Annotated in this window: 15 protein-coding genes; 10 read left to right on the forward strand and 5 right to left on the reverse strand. The window is 64.6% G+C overall.

All coding sequences use genetic code 11. The annotated features are described in order from the left end of the window. Window positions 1-37 precede the first annotated feature (37 nt). The 10 genes from ACED18_RS02560 (at window position 38) to ACED18_RS02605 (ending at window position 11863) form a co-directional block, all read left to right on the forward strand. A complete protein-coding gene (locus tag ACED18_RS02560; protein WP_377288691.1) occupies window positions 38-1600 on the forward strand; it encodes an ABC transporter ATP-binding protein in 1563 nt (520 codons plus the stop codon). Next, a complete protein-coding gene (locus ACED18_RS02565) occupies window positions 1590-2675 on the forward strand; it encodes an ABC transporter permease (RefSeq protein ID WP_377288693.1) in 1086 nt (361 codons plus the stop codon). Before ACED18_RS02560 ends, ACED18_RS02565 begins: the two co-directional genes overlap by 11 nt. Beyond that, entirely contained in the window at window positions 2675-3595 is a 921-nt protein-coding gene (locus ACED18_RS02570) for an ABC transporter permease (protein ID WP_377288695.1), read from the forward strand. The genes ACED18_RS02565 and ACED18_RS02570 overlap by 1 nt, the downstream gene beginning before the upstream one ends. A 48-nt stretch (window positions 3596-3643) precedes the next feature. Beyond that, window positions 3644-4714 carry a BMP family ABC transporter substrate-binding protein gene (locus ACED18_RS02575; protein WP_377288697.1) on the forward strand — a complete coding sequence of 357 codons (1071 nt, stop codon included), beginning with the start codon at window positions 3644-3646 and terminating at the stop codon, window positions 4712-4714. Between the two features lie 214 nt (window positions 4715-4928). Then, the gene (gene ytfQ, locus ACED18_RS02580; protein WP_377288699.1) at window positions 4929-5891 is read left to right on the forward strand and encodes a galactofuranose ABC transporter, galactofuranose-binding protein YtfQ; all 963 of its coding nucleotides are present in this window, start codon (window positions 4929-4931) and stop codon (window positions 5889-5891) included. A gap of 225 nt (window positions 5892-6116) precedes the next feature. Next, window positions 6117-7655, forward strand: a complete 1539-nt coding sequence (ytfR, locus tag ACED18_RS02585; RefSeq protein ID WP_377288701.1) for a galactofuranose ABC transporter, ATP-binding protein YtfR — start codon at window positions 6117-6119, stop codon at window positions 7653-7655. Further along, window positions 7652-8671, forward strand: coding sequence for an ABC transporter permease (locus ACED18_RS02590; RefSeq protein ID WP_377288703.1), 1020 nt, complete (start codon window positions 7652-7654; stop codon window positions 8669-8671). Before ytfR ends, ACED18_RS02590 begins: the two co-directional genes overlap by 4 nt. Further along, window positions 8671-9642: a galactofuranose ABC transporter, permease protein YjfF gene (gene yjfF, locus ACED18_RS02595; RefSeq protein ID WP_377290989.1), complete on the forward strand. Its 972-nt coding sequence runs from the start codon at window positions 8671-8673 to the stop codon at window positions 9640-9642. Before ACED18_RS02590 ends, yjfF begins: the two co-directional genes overlap by 1 nt. A 41-nt stretch (window positions 9643-9683) precedes the next feature. Further along, window positions 9684-10397, forward strand: a complete 714-nt coding sequence (locus ACED18_RS02600) for a FadR/GntR family transcriptional regulator (protein WP_377290991.1) — start codon at window positions 9684-9686, stop codon at window positions 10395-10397. 173 nt (window positions 10398-10570) lie between these two features. Then, window positions 10571-11863, forward strand: a complete 1293-nt coding sequence (locus ACED18_RS02605; protein ID WP_377288705.1) for a hemolysin family protein — start codon at window positions 10571-10573, stop codon at window positions 11861-11863. A gap of 276 nt (window positions 11864-12139) precedes the next feature. Here ACED18_RS02605 and glp read toward each other — a convergent pair whose 3' ends face one another. From glp to ACED18_RS02630, 5 genes are read right to left on the reverse strand one after another with little or no spacing between them, the layout of a single operon-like run. Further along, the gene (gene glp, locus ACED18_RS02610) at window positions 12140-13351 is read right to left on the reverse strand and encodes a gephyrin-like molybdotransferase Glp (RefSeq protein ID WP_377288707.1); all 1212 of its coding nucleotides are present in this window, start codon (window positions 13349-13351) and stop codon (window positions 12140-12142) included. Next, window positions 13348-13848, reverse strand: coding sequence for a cyclic pyranopterin monophosphate synthase MoaC (moaC, locus tag ACED18_RS02615; protein WP_377288709.1), 501 nt, complete (start codon window positions 13846-13848; stop codon window positions 13348-13350). The genes glp and moaC overlap by 4 nt, the downstream gene beginning before the upstream one ends. Then, a complete protein-coding gene (trpC, locus tag ACED18_RS02620) occupies window positions 13848-14663 on the reverse strand; it encodes an indole-3-glycerol phosphate synthase TrpC (RefSeq protein ID WP_377288711.1) in 816 nt (271 codons plus the stop codon). The genes moaC and trpC overlap by 1 nt, the downstream gene beginning before the upstream one ends. Window positions 14664-14677: 14 nt before the next feature. Next, on the reverse strand, window positions 14678-15691 hold the full coding sequence (trpD, locus tag ACED18_RS02625) for an anthranilate phosphoribosyltransferase (protein ID WP_377288713.1): 1014 nt from the start codon (window positions 15689-15691) through the stop codon (window positions 14678-14680). 14 nt (window positions 15692-15705) lie between these two features. After that, a complete protein-coding gene (locus ACED18_RS02630; protein ID WP_377288715.1) occupies window positions 15706-17598 on the reverse strand; it encodes a peptidyl-prolyl cis-trans isomerase in 1893 nt (630 codons plus the stop codon). Window positions 17599-17757: the final 159 nt, after the last annotated feature.

The raw sequence follows: 17757 nt of genomic DNA on the forward strand, positions 1-17757 counted from the left end.
GCGGCAGGCGGCAGGGAAAAGGGGAAAGAGAGGCATCGTGCCTTCAAGCGCTGAGGCTGGCGCCGGCCCTCTGCTGGCCGTCGCAAACGTCACCAAGCTGTTTGGTTCATTCGCCGCCTGCAACGGCATCAATCTCGATATCCGCCCCGGTGAAATCCACGCCCTGCTGGGCGAAAACGGTGCGGGCAAGTCGACCCTCGTCAAGATGCTGTTCGGCGTTCTGTCGCCGACGAGCGGCGAGATCCGCTGGCAGGGCCAGCCGGTGCGGATCGCAAGTCCGGGCGCTGCGCGCAAGCTCGGCATCGGCATGGTCTTCCAGCACTTTTCCCTGTTCGAGGCGTTGACGGTCGCCGAAAACATAGCGCTGTCGCTGGACGACACCGTGCCGCTCTCCGATGTCGCGGCCCGCGCTTCCGAACTTTCCCATGCCTACGGCCTGCCGCTCGACCCCAATGCCCATGTCGCCGATCTCTCGGTCGGCGAGCGCCAGCGCATCGAGATCGTCCGCGCCCTCCTGCAGAACCCCAGGCTCATCATCCTCGACGAGCCGACTTCGGTGCTGACGCCGCAGGAGGCCGACCGTCTCTTCGAAACGCTCTTCAAGCTGCGCGCCGAGGGCCGCTCCGTCCTCTACATCAGCCACCGGCTGGAAGAGGTGCAGCGCATCTGCGATCGCGCCACCGTGCTGCGCCACGGCAAGGTGACGGGCGCCTGCGACCCCAAACAGGAAACGCCGGCCTCTCTTGCGCGCATGATGGTGGGCGGGGAGGTGGCGCATGTCTCGGGCGCCGGCAACACCGCGCGCGGCGATGTGCTGCTCGAGGCACGCCACCTGTCGGCGGCGGCCCGCACACCCTTTGCGGTGTCGCTGAAGAACATCTGTCTCAAGGTCCGCGCCGGCGAGGTTCTGGCGATCGCCGGTGTCGCCGGCAACGGGCAGGGCGAGCTCTTCGATGCGCTTTCGGGCGAATATCCCGTCGATATCGACGACACCGTGCAGATCCGCGGCAAGCCCGTCGGCCGCAGCGGCATCAATGCGCGCCGCCTGCTGGGCGCCGGCTTCGTGCCCGAGGAGCGCCACGGCCACGCCGCCGTCTCGGCGCTGCCGCTTTCGGACAATCTGGTGCTGGCGCGCTATCATTCGGATCGCAGGACATTTCTCGCAGGCCCGCTCGGGCTGGTCAGAACCGGCGCCGTGAAGGCGGCGGCGCGGCGCATCTGCGAGGCCATGGACGTGCGCAAGAGCGGTGCGGATCCCGCCGCAGGCTCGCTGTCGGGCGGCAACCTGCAGAAGTTCATCGTCGGGCGCGAGCTTGACCGAGAACTCTCCGTCCTGATCGTCAACCAGCCGACCTGGGGTGTCGATGCGGGGGCGGCAAGCCGCATCCGCCAGGCGCTGGTCGATCTTGCGAAATCCGGCTCGGCGGTCCTCGTCATCAGCCAGGATCTGGACGAGATCTTCGAGGTCGCGACCGAAATTGCTGTCATCAACGAAGGCCGCCTGTCCGATTCCTATCCGGCACAGGAGCTGTCGCGCGAGAAGATCGGCCTGCTGATGGGCGGCCTCTACGGCAAGACGGAGAGCGCCCATGCGCATTGAACTCGAACGGCGCGGCGGCGTCTCTCCGCTGTTTTCGATCCTGTCGCCGGTCATCGCCCTGGTGCTGACCGTCATCTTCGGCGCCGTCATGTTCGCCATGCTCGGCAAGGATCCGGCCAGCGCGCTCTATTCGTTCTTCATCGAGCCGCTTCTCGAAGTCTGGTCGCTGCACGAACTCGCCATCAAGGCCGCCCCGCTCATCCTCATCGGCGCGGGCCTGACGATCTGCTATCGCTCCAACAACTGGAACATCGGCGCGGAAGGCCAGTTCATCGTCGGCGCCATCGCCGGCTCGATCCTTCCCGTCCTGTTTCCCGAATGGACTTCGCCGGTCGTCCTGCCGCTGATGCTGCTGATGGGCATGGCGGGCGGCGCGCTCTATGCCGGCATTCCCGCGCTGTTGAAGACGCGCTTCAACACCAACGAGATCCTGACGAGCCTCATGCTGGTCTACATCGCCCAGCTCTTCCTTGACTGGCTGGTGCGCGGCCCTTGGCGCGATCCGGCCGGCTTCAACTTTCCCGTCACCCGCGAGTTCGGTGCAAACGCCATCCTGCCGGAGGTGATCTCCTCATCCGGCCGCGCCAATTACGGCTTCGTCTTCGCCATCGTCGCGGCCGTGGCGCTCTGGTTCCTGATGCGCTACACGCTGAAGGGCTTCGAGATCGCCGTGCTCGGCCAGTCGGAACGGGCAGGGCGCTTTGCAGGCTTCTCCTCGCGCAAGATGATCTGGTTCTCGTTGCTGCTGTCGGGCGCGCTCGCCGGTCTTGCCGGCATTTCCGAAGTCTCCGGTGCGATCGGCAAGCTGCAGCCGGTCATCTCGCCCGGCTATGGCTTCACGGCCATCATCGTTGCCTTTCTCGGCCGCCTCAATCCGCTCGGCGTCATCATCTCCGGCCTCGTGCTGGGGCTGACCTATCTCGGTGGCGAGGCGGTGCAGGTCTCGCTCGGCATTTCCGACAAGGTCGTGCGCGTCTTCCAGGGGCTGCTGCTCTTCTTCGTGCTCTCCTGCGACACGCTCATTCATTACAAGATCCGGCTGATCATGCCGGGCGCCGCCGAAGGGAGCCGCTGATGGGTATCGTCGAAGCCATCCTGCTCAGCGTCATCACGGCTTCCACGCCGCTGGTGATCGCTGCCTGCGGCGAACTCGTCACCGAGCGGTCCGGCGTGCTCAACCTCGGCGTCGAGGGCATGATGGTCATGGGCGCCGTCATCGCCTTCATGGCCACCACCGCCACGGGCTCGCCCTATCTCGGCATTCTTGCGGGCATTGCCGGCGGGGCGCTCTTCTCGCTGCTCTTCGGCTTCCTGACGCTGACGCTCGTCGCCAACCAGGTCGCGACCGGTCTTGCGCTGACCATTCTCGGTCTCGGCGTCTCCGGCATGCTCGGCGAAGCCTCCGTCGGCCAGCCCGGCATCAAGCTGCCGCCGATCGACATTCCGCTGCTCGCCGACATCCCCGTGATCGGGCCTCTGCTGTTCCGGCAGGACCTGATCTTCTACCTGTCGGTGGCGCTGGTGATCGGCGTCAACTGGTTCCTGTTCAAGAGCCGTGCCGGCCTGAAGCTGCGCGCCGTTGGCGACAGCCATTCGTCTGCCCATGCGCTCGGCGTCGGCGTCATCCGCACGCGCTATCTCGCGGTGATCTTCGGCGGCGCCTGTGCAGGTCTTGCCGGCGCGCAGCTCTCGCTCGTCTACACGCCGCAATGGGTGGAGAACATGACGGCCGGGCGCGGCTGGATCGCGCTGGCGCTCGTCGTCTTCGCCTCCTGGCGTCCCTGGCGGGTGGTGGCCGGCGGCTATCTGTTCGGCGCCGTGTCGATCAGCCAGCTGCACGCCCAGGCCTTCGGTATCGGCATTCCCTCGCAGTTCCTGTCGGCGCTGCCCTATGCCGCGACGGTCATCGTTCTCGTGCTGATTTCGCGCAACCGCCGCACCACGCTCATCAACACGCCGGCATCCCTCGGCAAATCCTTTGTCCCGGACCGCTGAGGCGGGCGCGGGCAACTGCACTCTTCAGACAACAACGGAGGTCACATCATGAAGAAACTTCTCCTCGCACTCGCCGCCACGACGGCCGTGCTCGGCTTCGCCGCCGGCGCCAGCGCGGCCGAAAAGGCGAAGATCTGCTTCGTCTATGTCGGTTCGAAGACCGATGGCGGCTGGACGCAGGCCCATGACCTCGGCCGTCAGGAGCTGGAAAAGGCGCTCGGTGACAAGATCGAGACGCAGTTTCTCGAAAACGTTCCGGAAGGCCCGGATGCCGAGCGTGCCATCGAGCGTCTGGCCCGCTCCGGCTGCGGCCTGATCTATACGACGTCCTTCGGCTTCATGGACGCAACCGTAAAGGTCGCCGCCAAGTTTCCGGACGTGAAGTTCGAGCATGCCACCGGCTACAAGAACGCCCCGAACGTCGCGACCTACAACAGCCGTTTCTACGAGGGACGCTACATCCAGGGCGTCATCGCCGCCAAGATCTCCACCAAGGGCGTTGCCGGCTATATCGCCTCCTTCCCGATTCCCGAAGTCGTGCAGGGCATCAACTCCTTCCTGATCGGCGCCCGCTCGGTCAATCCGGACTTCAAGATCAAGGTCGTCTGGGCCAACACCTGGTTTGACCCCGGCAAGGAAGCCGATGCCGCCAAGGCGCTGATCGACCAGGGCGTGGATGTGCTGACCCAGCATACCGACACGACCGCGCCGATGCAGGTTGCAGCCGAGCGTGGCATCAAGGCCTTCGGCCAGGCTTCCGACATGATTGCCGCCGGCCCGCAGACGCAGCTGACGGCCATCAAGGACACCTGGGGCCCCTATTACATCAAGCGCACCCAGCTCTTCCTCGACGGCAAGTGGGAAACCGCCTCCAGCTGGGATGGCCTCAAGGACGGCATCCTGCAGATGGCGCCCTACACCAACATGCCCGACGACGTGAAGAAACTCGCCGAGGAGACCGAAGCCAAGATCAAGTCGGGCGAGCTGAAGCCCTTCACCGGCCCGCTGAAGAAGCAGGACGGCAGCGAGTGGCTGAAGGCCGGCGAAAGCGCCGACGACGGCACGCTGCTCGGTCTGAACTTCTACGTCGAAGGCGTGGACGACAAGCTGCCGCAGTAAGGGGCAGGGCAGGTTCCGGCCCGGCTTCGGGCTCCGGGGCGGCCAAGTCACTGCTTCCAAATCTATATTCGATACAACTTTAAGAGGGTGCTGCGCTGCACCCTCTTTTTTTGTCGCTGCAGCAACGAATTTCGGAAAGAGGACGTTTACATAAATCATATTGTATGATTTTTTGAGATCACTGCTGGAGGGCAGTCGTCTTTTGGAGGAAATCATGAAAATCAAAACCGCACTCGCAAGTGCCACGATTCTGGCTGCCTGCATGTTTGGTTCGGCCCATGCGGCCGATATGACCGTCGGTTTTTCGCAGATCGGCTCGGAATCGGGCTGGCGCGCGGCAGAAACCACGCTGACCAAGCAGCAGGCCGAAAAGCGCGGCATCGACCTGAAATTCGCCGATGCGCAGCAGAAGCAGGAAAACCAGATCAAGGCGATCCGCTCCTTCATCGCCCAGGGCGTCAATGCCATTCTTCTCGCTCCGGTTGTTGCGACCGGCTGGGATGAAGTGCTGACGGAAGCCAAGGATGCCAACATCCCCGTCGTGCTTCTCGACCGTACCGTCGATGCGCCGAAGGATCTCTATCTCACCGCCGTCACGTCCGACCTCGTCCATGAAGGCAAGGTCGCCGGCGAGTGGCTGGTGAAGACGGTGGGCGACAAGCCCTGCAACGTCGTCGAACTCCAGGGCACGACCGGCTCGTCGCCGGCCATCGACCGCAAGAAGGGCTTCGAGGAAGCGCTGAAGGGCCACGACAATCTGAAGATCGTGCGCAGCCAGACAGGCGACTTCACCCGCACCAAGGGCAAGGAAGTCATGGAAAGCTTCCTGAAGGCGGAGAATGGCGGCAAGAACATCTGCGCGCTCTACGCCCACAATGACGACATGGCCGTCGGCGCCATCCAGGCCATCAAGGAAGCCGGCCTGAAGCCGGGCACTGATATCCTCGTCGTCTCCATCGACGCCGTTCCGGATATCTTCCAGGCGCTCGCCGCCGGCGAAGCCAATGCGACCGTCGAGCTGACGCCGAACATGGCCGGCCCGGCCTTCGACGCCCTGGATGCCTACATCAAGGACGGCAAGGAGCCGCCGAAGTGGATCCAGACGGAATCGAAGCTCTACACCCAGGCTGACGATCCGAAGAAGGTCTACGAAGAAAAGAAGGGTCTCGGTTACTGATCCTGACAGTGCTCCCGGGGCTTTCTTCTTCCTGAGCCCCTGGGACGCTGGAGCGTCCAGTGGAACGGCCATTCCCGACTGTCAGGCAGTCGAGACCGGCCGGTCCTCGTTCGGAGTGGCGCACCGGGTCCGCAGGTCGGCATCTCGTCAGGGTGTCGCTGCGGACCCGTCGATATCAGAGCGGCGCCGCGATGCGCCGGCCCCGTGCCCACGGAGTGACCCCGCATGCAAGACCAGCCAGAGCACCGCAGCGTGCAGCCGATCCTTTCGGCAACCGGCATTTTGAAGACCTTTCCGGGCGCTGTCGCGCTCGATCACGTGGACTTCACTCTCAGAAGCGGCGAAGTTCATGCTCTGCTTGGCGAAAATGGCGCCGGCAAGTCCACCCTCATCAAATGCCTGACCGGCGCCTATCGCCGGGATGGCGGCGTCATCCGCCTGTCAGGTGATGAGATCGATCCGCGCGATCCGCTCGACGCGCAGCGCCTCGGTATCGGAACCGTCTATCAGGAGGTCAATCTCCTGCCGAACTTGACGGTCGCCGAAAACCTTTACCTCGGCCGCCAGCCGCGCCGCTTCGGCCTTGTCGCCACCGGCGAGATGAACCGGCGCGCGCGCACGCTGCTGGCAGGCTATGGTCTCGACATCGATGTGACCGCCAGCCTCGACCGCTATTCGGTGGCCGTTCAGCAGGTCATCGCCATCGCCCGCGCCGTCGATCTCTCCGGCAAGGTGCTGATCCTCGACGAACCGACCGCGAGCCTCGACGCCCGCGAGGTCGAAATGCTGTTCGAGATCGTGCGTGGCCTAAAGGCCCGCGGCCTCGGCATCGTTTTCATCACGCATTTCATGGAGCAGGTCTACGCGCTGTCCGACCGCATCACCGTGCTGCGCAACGGCCGTCTGATTGCCACGCGTGACACCGCGACCCTGCCGCGCATGGACCTCGTGACGCTGATGCTGGGCCATGAGCTGCTGGAGGCGGCAAAGCCCGCCCATGCTCCGGCCGGCGAGCGCGCCGCACCCCGCTATGTCTTCGACGGTCTCGGCAAGGCCGGCGTCATCGAGCCCTTCAAGCTGGAGATCGGCGCAGGCGAGGTCGTCGGCGTCGCCGGGCTGCTCGGCTCCGGTCGCACCGAAACCGCAGAGCTCTTGTTCGGCGTGCGCACCGCCGACAAGGGCAGGGCGGTCATCGAGGGCCGCGACGTACAGCTCTCGTCGCCACGCGCCGCCATCGCCGAACGTTTCGGCTTCTGCCCCGAGGACCGCAAGACGGACGGCATCGTCGGCGATCTCTCGATCCGGGAGAACATCGTGCTGGCGCTCCAGGCCCGGCGCGGCTGGGCACGGCCGCTGTCGCGTGCCGAGCAGGTGGCTTTGGCCGACAAATATATCAAGGCGTTGGATATCCGCACCACCGATCGCGAAAAGCCGATCAGGCTCCTGTCGGGCGGCAACCAGCAGAAGGTCATACTGGCGCGCTGGCTTGCAACGAACCCGTCCTTCCTCATCCTCGACGAGCCGACACGCGGCATTGATGTCGGCGCCCATGCCGAAATCATCCGGCTGATCGAAGGCCTGTGTGCCGAGGGCCTGTCGCTCCTCGTCATTTCGTCCGAACTCGATGAACTCGTTGCCTATTCCTCCCGCGTGCTGGTCCTTCGCGATCGGCGCCATGTCGCCGAGCTGGTCGGCGAAGAGGTGACCACGAGCCGCATCGTCGATGCCATTGCCGCCGCCGGAACGGCGAAGGAGACCGCATGACCCAGGCATCCGCCCTTCTAAGGCGCCTGACCCCGCAATTGGTGGCGCTCGCCGTCATTCTTCTCCTCATCTGGTCGGTCTTCCCCGCCTTCTTCACCCTGACGGTCCAGAACGGCCGTCTCTACGGCAGCCTCATTGACGTCATGAACCGCGGCGCACCTGTCGCGCTCCTGGCGGTCGGCATGACGGTCGTCATCGCCACGCGCGGCATCGATCTTTCGGTCGGCGCCGTCATGGCGATCTGCGGCGCGGTCGCGGCCGCCTCCAGCGTGCGCGGCGATCCGCTCCTCGTCACCTTCGCGCTCGCGATCGGAACCGGTCTTGCCTGCGGGCTCTGGAACGGCTTTCTCGTCTCGGTTCTCAACATCCAGCCGATCATCGCGACGCTGGTGCTGATGGTCGCGGGACGCGGCATCGCGCAGCTCATCACCGAAGGGGCGATCCTCACCTTCAATGACCCAAATCTGATCTTCGTCGGCAGCGGCTCCTTCGCCGGGCTTCCCATGCCGGTGGTCATCTGGCTTCTCTTCGGCATCGCGGTCGCGGTGCTCGTGCGCCGCACGGCGCTGGGCCTGCTGATCGAGGCAACCGGCATCAACCGCCGCGCCAGCACGCTCTCGGGCGTTCAGGCAGGTGTCCTGCTCATGGCCGCCTACATGCTCTCGGGGCTCTGCGCCGCCATGGCCGGCCTCATCGTCACCGCTGACATCAAGGGCGCGGACGCCAACAATGCCGGCCTCTGGCTGGAACTCGACGCCATCCTCGCGGTCGTCGTCGGCGGCAATTCCCTTCTCGGCGGGCGATTCTCCATCATCGCCTCGCTGCTCGGCGCGATGATCATCCAGGCGGTCAACACCGGCATTCTGCTCTCGGGCTTTCCGCCGGAGTTCAACCTGATCATCAAGGCGGCGATCGTTGTCGTCATTCTCGTCATCCAGTCGCCGAAAATCTCGGTTGCCATGGGCTTCTTTGCCCGCAAGCAGCCCTCGGCCGAAAAGTCCCGGGCCGCCCGATGATCAACCAGCGCACGCTTCCTCTCTTCGCAACGATCGTCATCTTCGTCGTCGCCTATGCCGTCTGCTGGATGCAGTATCCGAACATCCTTTCGACGCGCGTCCTCGGTAACCTCCTGACGGACAACGCCTTCCTCGGCATCGCTGCCGTGGGCATGACGTTTGTCATCCTCTCGGGCGGCATCGATCTGTCGATCGGCTCCGTCATTGCCTTCACCGGCATTTTTCTGGCGGTCCTTTTCGAGACCACGAGCATTCATCCGCTCGCCGCCTTCGCGCTGGCGCTGATCATCACCACGGCTTTCGGTGCCTTGATGGGGGCGATCATCCATTACCTGGAAATGCCGGCCTTCATCGTCACGCTGGCCGGCATGTTTCTCGCACGCGGCATGGCCTTCGTCCTGTCGATCGACTCGATCCCGATCAAGCACCCCTTCTACGCGACGCTGAAGACGTTCTACCTCAAACTTCCCGGCGGCGGACGCATCACGCTCATCGGCGGACTGATGCTGCTTGTCTTCCTCCTTGGCATTCTGATTGCCCAGCGCACCCGGTTCGGCGCAAACGTCTATGCGCTCGGCGGCGGCGCGCCGACCGCGGCCCTCATGGGCGTCAATGTCGGCCGCACGACGATCGGCATCTACGCGCTCTCGGGCTTCCTCGCCGGCCTCTCCGGTATCGTCTATTCGCTCTACACCTCGGCCGGCTACTCGCTGGCGACGGTGGGCGTTGAGCTCGACGCCATCGCCGCCGTCGTCATCGGCGGCACGCTGCTGACGGGTGGCGCGGGCTTCGTGGCCGGTACCTTCTTCGGCGTCATGATCCAGGGATTGATCCAGACCTACATCACTTTCGACGGGACACTGTCCAGCTGGTGGACGAAGATCCTCATTGGCCTCTTGTTATTCCTGTTCATTCTAATGCAAAAAGGAATCCTTGCGCTGTCCCGGAGCGGGGAGAGGGGACGGGCATGAGGGGAGTAAAGGACGTGCGCCAGGGACTATTCGAGTCGGTGATGACCGGTCCATCCACGCGCACCAGCCATGCCCAGGTGGTGCATGAACTCGGCAAGGCGATCGTGGGCGGGGAATTCGCCGTCGGGTCCATTCTTCCGGGCGACCCGGAACTGGCCCTGCGCTTCAAGGTGTCGCGCACGGTCCTTCGCGAAGCCATGAAGACGCTCGCTGCAAAGGGCCTGATCATCCCGCGCGCCCGCATCGGCACCCGTGTCACGCCAAAGACCCACTGGAACCTCTTCGACAGCGAAGTGCTTGCCTGGCACTTCGACAAGGGTGTCGAGGAGGAGTTCCTTTTCCATCTGAGCGAAATTCGCCTGGCCTTCGAGCCGCACGCGGCTGCACTTGCCGCCCGGATCGCCACCGAGCAGGAAATCAGCAACATGATGCGGCTGGCCGTCGCCATGGGGGAGGTCGGCCACACGGCCGAAACGCTTGCCCATGCGGACCTGAAGTTTCACCTTGCCGTGGTCGAGGCCTCCGGTAATCCCTTCATGCGCACGGTCGCAGGCCTGATCGAGGCGGCGCTGGTGGGCATCTTCAAGCTGTCCTCTCCGCTTGAAAGCAAGAATGGCCTGGACGAGATTTCCCGCAACCACATCGCCATCGTCGATGAGATCGCGCGGCGCGACGAGGCAGGTGCACGCGTCGCCATGGAACGCGTCATTCGCGTCGGGCGCGACCGAGTCAAGGCAACGCTCGCGCGGGGGTAGGGTCTTTTCCCGCGGACGCCGGATGCGGCAATTGCACGTAGAATGCCGTTCCCGGTTGCGTGAAGACGCGGTGCACTGCAAAAAATGTGCTTTCCCTTGCTCCGGCCGGCGTGTACCCCTATCTGGTGAGGTTCAATCAGACGCCTTGCCGCGGTAGAGGGCCGCCTTTTCCTATGTACGAATTGCTCGTCATCTTCGCGCTGTTGCTGGTCAACGCGTTCTTTGCCATGTCCGAAATGGCGATCGTGTCCGCCAGCAAGCCGCTGCTGCGCCAGATGGCGAAGAAGAATGGGCGGGCCGAGACGGCGCTGAAGCTCGCGGAAGATCCGGGCCGCTTCCTGTCTACCGTGCAAGTGGGCATTACGCTGGTCGGCATCATCGCCGGCGCCTATGGTGGTGCGACCATTGCCGACAAGCTTGCGCCGGTCCTCGACCAGTTTCCGCTGATTGCCCCCTATGGCTCCACCGTCGCCGTCGCCGTTGTCGTCTCCTTCATCACCTATCTCTCGGTGGTCGTCGGCGAACTCATTCCGAAGCAGCTGGCACTGAAAAACTCCGAAGCGATCGCCATGTTCGTTTCGCCGCCCATGCTGCTGCTGTCGCGCATCGTGGCGCCGATTGTCATGCTGTTCGAGGGGTCCGCCGCTGTCGTCATGCGGCTTCTCGGCATGAAGAACGAGGCCGATCAGGTCACGGAAGAAGAGGTGCAGGCCATCATCGCCGAGGGTGTCGAGAGCGGCGCCATCGAGAAATCCGAGCATGAGATGCTTCGCCGGATCATCCGCCTCGGCGATCGCAACGTGAAGTCGATCATGACGCACCGGACCGAGGTCGAGTTTATCGGTATAAACGATGATCTCGACATGATCCGCGCCAAGGTGCGCGAGGCCGCCCATTCGCGCTATCCCGTCATCGACCCCGTCAGTGGCGATGTGCTGGGCGCCGTGCTGATCAAGGAAATCCTCAACGCGCCATCATCGCCTGATTTCTCCATCATGCCCTTCGTGCGGGAGATCCACGCGCTGCCGGAGACGACATCGTGCCTCAAGGCGCTCGACACCTTCAAAGGTTCCAGCATCAATATGGCGCTGATCGTTGATGAGTATGGCAGCACGGAAGGCATCGTCACGATTGCCGACATCCTCGAAGCCATCATCGGCATGCTGCCGTCCAACTACGACGATGTGGAGCACATGCTGATCCGCCGCCGCGAGGACGGCTCGTGGCTGGTCGATGGCCGCACGCCCGTGGATGAGATCCAGCTGACCTTCGGCATGGACGAGATCCGCAGCGACGGCGATTTCGAGACGGTCGCGGGTTTTCTGGTCCACCAGCTCAAGAAGACCCCCGAGGAAGGCGATATCGCCGAGGCCCATGGCTATCGTTTCGAAGTGATCGACATGGATAGCCGCCGTATCGACAAGATCCTTGTCACGCGCCTGGTCGAGGACGAAGTCTCGATCTGAGTAAAATTGCGCGGCGGAAGATGAACGGCCTCGCAACGCGAGCGGGGCAGGCTGTTTTCGTGTTTCACCCGCGGCAGATGGCTTGGCCGGAAAGGCACGTGAAAGCAAAAAAGGCCGGGGGGAACCCGACCTTCTCGCATCGTTCAGAGGCGCGCCAGTACATCCGTGGTCTTGCCTGCTGATCGAATGATCCAATGCGATGGTAAATAACGGGTTAACGTGACGGCCGCATGAAGGGCTTGCGTCAGTTTTTTTAAAGACGGCAACCGATGATGTCTATCGCAGCCGCAGCGCGGGCAGCAGATCGCCAGCACGGGCAGGGCCAGCCTGCGGCGGGCGCACGATCAGGCAGTCCGCATTGGCAAAGACGCTGACCATGGACGAGTCCTGCCGGGAAAAGGGCAGGGCGCCGGGTGGCGTGTCCTCGTTCGTGAAGCGAGCCCGGACATAGTCCTGCCGCTTGTCGTTTGCCGGAAGCTCAGCGGCAATCCGCACGGTCATCGCGCGTCCGCGTGCCGGAAGACGGGCAAGCCGGCGCACCAGGGGCTCCAGAAAGAGCAGACCGCAAACGAGGCTGGAGACGGGGTTGCCCGGCAGGCCGATGACCTGCATGTCGCCAAGCCGCCCGACCATCAGAGGCTTTCCGGGCCGCATGGCGATCTTCCAGAAATCCAGCGTCATCCCGAGCGACAAAAGCGTCGGCTGGACGAGATCGTGATCGCCGACCGACGCGCCACCAAGCGTGACCAGAACATCTGCACCGGCGGCCACGGCGTTCCGAACGGCGGCGGCAATGGCCGCCTCGTCATCCCTGACAATGCCGAGATCGATGACATCGGCGCCGTTGTCCCGCGCTATGGCGCCGATCCCCGCGCCGTTCGAGGCGACGATCTGGTCCGGACCCGGTTCCCCGCCGGGGGGCACAAGCTCGTCACCGGTCGCAAGGATCGCCACGCGCGGGCGCCGGAAGACGGCAAGCTGCGGATGATTGCAGGACGCGGCCAGCGTCAGCCGTCCCGCGTCGAGCATCGCACCGGCAGCCAGCACCGTCTCGCCCTCGTAAAAATCCTGCCCCTTCGGGCGAACGTGTCGGCCACGCACGGGTGAGAAGGTCGTGCGGATGCGCCCGCCCTCCAGCACATCTGCATCCTCCTGCAGCAGCACCGTATCGGCGCCTTCCGGCATCGGTGCGCCCGTGAAGATGCGCACGGCCTCGCCCGGACCGATCGCGCCGCCGAAGCGAAGGCCCGCCGCCGAGCGCCCGATCACCGTCAGCACCGTCCCGTCGCCGGCGGAAATGTCGGCGTGGCGCAGCGCATAGCCGTCCATGGCGGAATTGTCGAAGGCGGGATGCGTCAGCCGGGCACCAAGGTCGGCTGCCAGCACGCGCCCGAGAGCGGCGTCGAGCGCAACGGTTTCCGTTTCCGCCGGCGGCCGCGCGGCCGAGAGCAGACGGTCAAGCGCCTCCTCGACCGGCAGCAGGCTCATGCGCGGGCCTCCGGGTCCGGTGCGCGGAAATCACCCGAGCGCCCGCCGCTTTTCTCCAGAAGACGGATGCCGCCGATCTCCATGCCGCGATCGACGGCCTTTGCCATGTCGTAGATGGTGAGACAGGCAACGCTGGCGGCTGTCAGCGCCTCCATTTCCACACCCGTCTTGCCCGTCAACCGCGCCATGGCGGTGACGCGAAGGCCGGGCAGCGTCTCGTCGGGTTCGATATCGACAGCAACCTTCGTCAGCATCAGCGGATGGCAGAGCGGGATCAGGCTGGCAGTCTGCTTGGCCGCCATGATGCCCGCAAGCCGCGCCGTGCCGATCACGTCGCCCTTCAGCGCATTGCCAGCGAGAATGAGCGCCAGCGTTTCCGGCAGCATGCGGACATGGCCTTCCGCCACCGCCGTGCGCAGCGTCTCGGCCTTGCCGGAGACATCGACCATGTTGGCCGTGCCGTCGGCGGCAATGTGGGAGAGGCGCTGCTCTGTCATTATTCCGCCGCGGCCCTGTCGCCGTCACCATCGAGAAGCAGGCGCGTGGCACGCGCCACATCCTGCTGGCGCATCAGGCTTTCGCCGACCAGGAAGGTGGTGATGCCGACCTTGTCGAGGCGCATGCAGTCGATGTGGGTGAAGACCCCGCTTTCGCCGACCAGCAGCCGGTCTTCCGGCACCATGGCGGCAAGGTTTTCGCTGACGGTCAGGCTGACCTCGAAGGTGCGCAGGTTGCGATTGTTGATGCCGACGAGGGGCGACGCAAGCTTCAGAGCCCGATCCATCTCCTCGGCATCGTGGACTTCCACAAGCACGTCCATGCCAAGCCCGAAGGCCTCATCCTCAAGGCGGCGTGCATCGTCGTCGGACAGGGACGCCATGATGAGAAGGATGCAGTCGGCACCCCAGGCGCGGGCTTCCTGCACCTGATAGGTGTCGAACATGAAATCCTTGCGCAGCGCCGGGAGGCTGCAGGCGTCACGCGCCTGCGTCAGGAATTCAGGCGCCCCCTGGAAGCTCGGCGCATCCGTGAGAACGGAAAGACAGGCCGCGCCGCCAGCCTCATAGGCCTCGGCAAGCCGCGGCGGATCGAAATCCGGGCGGATCAGGCCTTTGGACGGGCTCGCCTTCTTGATTTCGGCGATCAGGCCGAAGCGGCCCTTCGCCTTTCGCGCCTGCAGCGCCTTCAGGAAGCCGCGCGGCGCCGGCTGGTCGGCGGCCCGCGCCTTGAGCTCTGCAAGGGGCACGGCCGATTTGGCCGCGGCGATTTCCTCGCGCTTGTAGGCTTCGATCTTGCGCAGGATGTCGGTCATCGGATCTGTCTCCGTCAGGCTGCGTTTGAGGTTTCGACAAGCTTGTCGAGCACGCGGCCCGCAGCACCGCTATCGAGTGATGCCCGTGCCATCGTCATGCCTTCGCCGAGATCCCCGGCCTTTCCGGCAATGATGAGCGCCGCGGCCGCATTGGCAAGGCAGATATCGCGATAGGCATTGCGCACACCCGATAGCACATCCTTCAGCGCGGCGGCATTCACCGCCCCGTCGCCACCCTTCAGCGCCTGAAGATCGACCCGCTCCAGTCCGAAATCCGCTGGTGTCAGCTGGAAGGTGCGGATCTTGCCGCCTTCGAGTGCCGCGACCTCCGTCGTCCCGGTGGTGGTGATTTCGTCCAGCCCGTCGCCATGCACGACCCAGGCCGTTTCCGAACCCAGATCCCGCAGGACTTCGGCAAGCGGCACGACCCATTGCGGTGCGAAGACGCCAAGCAACTGGCGGCGCACGCCGGCCGGGTTGGAAAGCGGCCCGAGAAGGTTGAAGATGGTGCGCGTGCCGAGTTCGACGCGGGTCGGGCCCACATGCCGCATGGCCGAATGGTGCTGCTGCGCGAACATGAAGCCGAGCCCGGCCTCGCGGATGCACCGGCTGATTTCGTCGGGACCGATGTCGAGCTTGACGCCGAGGCAGGAGAGCGCGTCCGCCGTGCCCGACTTGGAGCTCAGCGCCCGGTTTCCGTGCTTGGCGACCGGCACGCCGGCCCCGGCCACGATCAGCGCGGTCAGTGTCGAGATATTGTAGGTACCGGCACCATCGCCGCCCGTGCCGACGATATCGACGGCGTCGGCGGGCGCCTCGACCGTCAGCATGCGGGCACGCATGGCGCCAACGGCGCCGGCGATCTCGTCCACGGTCTCGCCGCGCACCCGCAGCGCCATCAGGAACCCGCCGATCTGCGAGGGCGTGGCGCCACCCGACATGATCACGTCGAAGGCCTGATCGGCCTCGGTACGGTCGAGCGGCTTGCCGGTCGCGACCTTGGCGATGAAGGGCTTGAGGTCACTCATGGTCGCGAAATCCCTCAGCGCGTCGAAGCGATGGTCTGGTCGGCCAGCGCCTGGTTGATCTGCACGCCATAGGCGGTCTGCAGCGTGCTCACCATCTGGTCGAGAATGTCGTCGCCGCTGGCGCGGGCGACAGCCTCGATGCCACGCGCGTCATTGTCGAGCACGTCGCCGGGCACGTCCTGCACGTCGGTGACCTTGAGGAGGATCTGGCCTTCGCCACCGACGCCGGGCGCGGTGGCAACCTCGCCGTTCGGGCCGCTGAAGGCGGCGGCGACGGCAGCAGGGCTGAGTGCCGCGTCCTGGGCATTGCGGTGAAGGCCGGACTTGGTCTCGACCACGAGGCCGAGTTCGGTCGCAATGGCCTGCAGCGTTTCGCCCTTCTTGACGCGCTCTTCCAGTTCCTTGGCGCGGGCGGCGAGCGCAGCGCGCTGCTGTTCGGCTGTCCAGTCGGCGATAACGCGGTCGCGCGCTTCTGCGAGCGTGCGGTCGCGCGCCGGCTCGATGTCGAGCACGTCGAACCAGACGTAGCCGTCACGGCCGAGCGTCACGGCCTGCGTTTCGCCGTTCACGTCGCTCTTGAAGATTTCCGACAGGAGATCCTGCGCCTGCGGCAGCGTCGTCACAGGCTCCCCGTCCTTGTCGTTGCCACGCGCATCAATGGCGGGCACTTCAACATAGTTCAGCTTCATCTGCTGGGCCGCTTCCTTGATCGGCGTGCCCTGCGAACGCAGATCCTCGATACGGTCATGGATGCCGACGAGCTCGTTCGACGCGTTGTCAAGCGCAATGTCCTTGCGCAGCGTATCCTTCACCTCGTCGAAGCTCTTGACCGTCGCCGGCTTGATGTTGGTGACGCGGACGATGACGGGGGCGAAGGCGCCGTCCACGACAGGCGTCGTGCCGCCATCGGTCGCGACCGCAAAGGCGGCTGCAGCAATCTTCTGGTCCGGCAGGCTGTCCTTGGTGAAATCGCCGAGAAGCACGTCGGTCGCCGTCTTGCCCTGCTCGCTCACCAGCTGGTCGAAGGTCGTTCCGGCGGCAAGCTTGGCAGCGGCCGCATCGGCAGCCTCGCGCGACGGGAAGGTCAGTTGCTCGATGGTGCGGGTTTCCGGCGCGCTGAAGGTCGCCTTGCGGCGCTCATATTCTGTCTTGAGGTCTTCTTCGGTCACCGCGCTCTCGTCGGCAATATCGGCCGGCTCAAGCTTGAGGTAGCCGACTTTGCGGAATTCCGGAGCCTTGTAGTTGGCCTTGTTCTTTTCGAACCAGGGTGCCAGCACGTCGTCGGCAGGGGCCTTGACCGGGTCGATATTGGCATTCGACAGCATGAGGTAATCGACCGTGCGGCTTTCCTGCCGGTACTGCCGGATCGCATCGACGAGCACCTTCGGCGGCTGGTAGCCATCCGAGACGGCATCGACGATCTGCGAGCGGACCGCGACCTGGCTGCGGTTGTCGATGTAGTCCTGCTCGCGCAGGCCGGCATTGCGCAGGATGGAGGCAAAGGCGACGCGGTCGAACTGGCCATTGACGCCGTGGAACGTCGGGTCCTCGCTGATCAACTGCGCAAGGCGGTCCTTGGAAAGGCCGAGGCTCATCTTTTCCGCGAGCTGGTCAAGGGTGGCGCCGGCGATCACCTGCGAAAACACCTGCGCTTCCACGCCGAAGGCCCGTGCCTGGTCCGGCGTCAGCCGCTGACCGAACTGGCGCGACAACTGTGCGACCTGACGCTCGTAGGCCAGGCGGAAATCGAGCGGCTTGACCTTCACATCGCCTACGGTGACGACAGAATCGGAGACACCGGTATGAAGCGACGAGGAGATGCCCCAGACACCGAAGGAAACGACCAGAACGATCATCAGACCCTTCATGACCCAGGTTCGGGCAAAGGCGCGCAGCATTTCAAGCATGGTTCGGAAGTCTCCGTCGGCAATGTCGAATGCGCCCGGCAACCTCTAGGCTGCCGAGCGAATGAGTTTCCTTAGAGCAAAGCCCGTGGGAATTGAAGGGCGCGCCTTTCAAATTCGGGAGACCGGCCGGCAGCCGAAGAAGGCGCTCGATGCGGCTTC

This window comes from Rhizobium sp. SG2393 (assembly GCF_042610495.1).
Lineage (GTDB): Bacteria > Pseudomonadota > Alphaproteobacteria > Rhizobiales > Rhizobiaceae > RU20A.